We start from the raw sequence: 3,058 nt of genomic DNA, 5'->3' as shown, positions 1-3,058 counted from the left end.
CCCCTGAGCATCCGCGCTCCTCGCACCCCGCAGGAAGAGATCCTCGCCTCCCTCTTCGCCGAGGTCCTGCGACTGCCACAGGTGGGCATCGATGACAGCTTCTTCGACCTGGGCGGCGACAGCATCACCTCCATCCTGCTGGTCAGCCGCGCTCGCAAGGCCGGCATCGTCATCACCCCTCGCCATGTCTTCCAGCATCAGAGCGTTGCAGCTCTGGCAGCCGCAGCTGCGCCACTGAACGCCTCCAGCTCGCAGGAAGACGTTGCCGCCGGTACGGTGATCGCCACTCCCATCATCCGTTGGCTGTTCGAGCGCGGCAACGCCTTCAAGCGCTTCAGTCAATCGACGCTTCTGCAAGTACCCGCGGGCCTGGAGGAACAGCATCTGACAACGGCGTTGCAGGCGTTGGTAGACCACCATGATGCTTTGCGTCTACGGCTGGCCCCCACTTCAGATGCAGATGGCTGGTCACTGCACATTCCTCCCCTCGGGGCTGTCGACGCACGGGCGTCCTTCCTGCGCGTCAGCATCGCCGGGATGGATGAAGCCGCTCGGCGAGCTTGCATCGCCAAGGCCTCCCAGGATGCCATCGATCGCTTCGACCTGGAGACAGGAAGATTGCTGCAGGCGGTGTGGTTCGACGCCGGCACCGAAGAGCCTGGCAGGTTGTTCCTGACCGTCCACCATCTTGTCGTGGATGGCGTGTCCTGGCGCATCCTCCCGCCTGATCTGGAAGCTGCATGGCTCGCGGCACGTACAGGCACGCGGGCGCAACTGGGCCCGCGCAGCACATCGTTGCGCAGTTGGTCGCAACGAATTCTCGCCGAGGCATCCAAGCCGGCGCGTGTGGCCGAACTGCCGCTATGGCAATCCATTGTCGATGCGCCTGACGCACTGCTGTCCAAGCGCCTCCTGGATCCCGCCAGAGATACGCTCAGCACAGCCAAGCGGCTGCGCCTGACGCTGCCCACTGCAGTAACAGCACCCCTGCTCACGCAGGTGCCGACACTGTTCCACGGTCGCATCAACGATGTGCTGCTCACGGCCTTCGCGCTGGCACTGGCCGACTGGCGCCGCAAGCGCGGCATCGCCCAGGACGACACGGGCACCCTGTTCAACCTGGAAGGCCATGGCCGCGAGGACATCTTCGAGGACGTGGACCTCTCGCGCACCGTGGGCTGGTTCACCAGCTTGTTCCCGGTGCGCCTGGCACTGCAAGACATCGACCTGGACGACGCCCTGCGCGGTGGCGAGCACCTGGGGCGTGCCCTCAAGCAGAGCAAGGAGCAATTGCGTGCGCTCCCAGATAACGGCCTGGGCTTCGGGCTGCTGCGCTACCTGAACCCCGAGACCTCCAGCCTGTTGAGCAAGCACTCGGCACAGATCAGCTTCAACTACCTGGGCCGCTTCACCATGCAGGACGCCCGGGATGTGCAGGACTGGCAGGCAGCCCCGGAGGCCGGGGCACTTGGCGGCGGCAGCGACCCGCAGATGCCCCTGGCGCACGCCGTCATGCTGGACGCCATCACCCATGACCTGCCCGGAGGGCCTGAACTCCTTGCCACCTGGGCATGGGCTGGCGAACTGTTCGAGGAGGCCGACATCCGCGAGTTGGCACAGGGCTGGTTCGACGCGCTGCAGGCCATGGTCTCGCATGCCCAGCAGCCCAACGCTGGCGGATTCACGCCATCGGACTTCCCACTCATCGCCTTGAGTCTACCCGAAGTGGAGTACCTGCAAACCCAGGTGCCCGATCTCGACCAGACCCTCCCCCTGTCGTCGCTACAGCAAGGGCTTCTGTTCCACGCGCTGTACGACGAGGCCCAGGCCGATGCTTATGTCGTTCAGCTCGCCTACGAGTTCACCGGCCCCCTGGATGCCGCAGCCCTGAAGGCTGCCGTTCACGCCCTGCTCGATCGCCACGCCAACCTGCGCGCCAGCTTCCTTCATCACAACCTGGCCGAACCCGTTCAGCTCATCCCGCGCCAAGTCACCATCCCATGGCATGACATCGACCTGTCCGAGCTGAGCGCGCACGCGCGCGACAGCGAACTCGCTCGCTTCCTGCACGACGACAGCCGCCGCCCCTTCGACCCCGCACAGGGGCCTTTGCTGCGCTTTGCACTCATCCGCCTGGCGCCTCAGCGCCACCGCTTCGTCTTCACCAGCCACCACATCCTGCTGGATGGCTGGTCCATGCCCATTCTCCTGAAGGAGCTGTTCACTCTCTATGCCTCCAGAGGCGATGCCCACGCACTGCCGCCCGTGACCCCCTACCGCAACTACCTGGCATGGTTCAAGGCCCAGGACCGCCATGCGGCCGAGCAGGCATGGCGACACGCCTTGACAGGCTTGCAGGAGCCCACTCACCTGGCGCCAGCCTCGAGCACCACTTCCGGCAGGCAAGAGCGCTTCATTAACGACTTGTCTGAGGAATTGACCTCCGCGCTGTCCGCCCAGGCTCGCCGGCACGGCCTGACGCTCAACACGCTCGTGCAGGGCGCCTGGGGCGTCCTGCTGGGCAAGCTCACCTCCCGCGACGACATCGTCTTCGGCGTCACGGTCTCCGGTCGCCCGGCCGAGTTGCCCGGCGTCGAGTCCATGGTGGGATTGTTCATCAACACCCTGCCGCTGCGCTTCCAGTTCCAGGCCCAGGAGCCTGCCATCGAGGCGCTTGCCCGATTGCAGGACCAGCAGTCCTCGCTCATCGCCCACCAGCACCTGGGCTTGAGCGAGATCCAGCGCATCTCGGGCTTCGCCTCCCTGTTCGACACGCTGTGCGTGTTCGAGAACTACCATGTCGACCCCAACGCACGCCAGCCCTCGTATGCCGGGGTGCAGGTGGCTCGTGCCGGGGGCACGGGCGGCGACACGACGCACTACCCGCTGAGCATCGCGTTCATCCCGGGAGCCCGGCTGCAACTGCGTGTGGGCTATCGCCCGGACCTGTTCGATCGCGCCAGCGTCCAGGCCATCGTCGCTCGCCTGCAGCGCGTGCTCGCAGCCATCGCTGCCGACCCCGCCCAGCCCATCGGCGCCATCGAGATCCTGCAGCCCG

General features: G+C 65.9%; 1 protein-coding gene. It reads left to right on the top strand.

The genetic code is table 11. From position 1 onward, the window contains the following. Positions 1–81: 81 nt before the first annotated feature. On the top strand, positions 82–3,058 hold a 2,977-nt coding region (locus ACSFCA_RS36400), incomplete at its 3' end, for a condensation domain-containing protein (RefSeq protein ID WP_435462986.1).

The organism is Variovorax multivorans (assembly GCF_051216835.1).
Classification (GTDB): domain Bacteria; phylum Pseudomonadota; class Gammaproteobacteria; order Burkholderiales; family Burkholderiaceae_C; genus Variovorax.
Note: the sequence above shows the minus strand (reverse complement) of the source record. Positions and strands in the feature narration are given on the sequence as shown.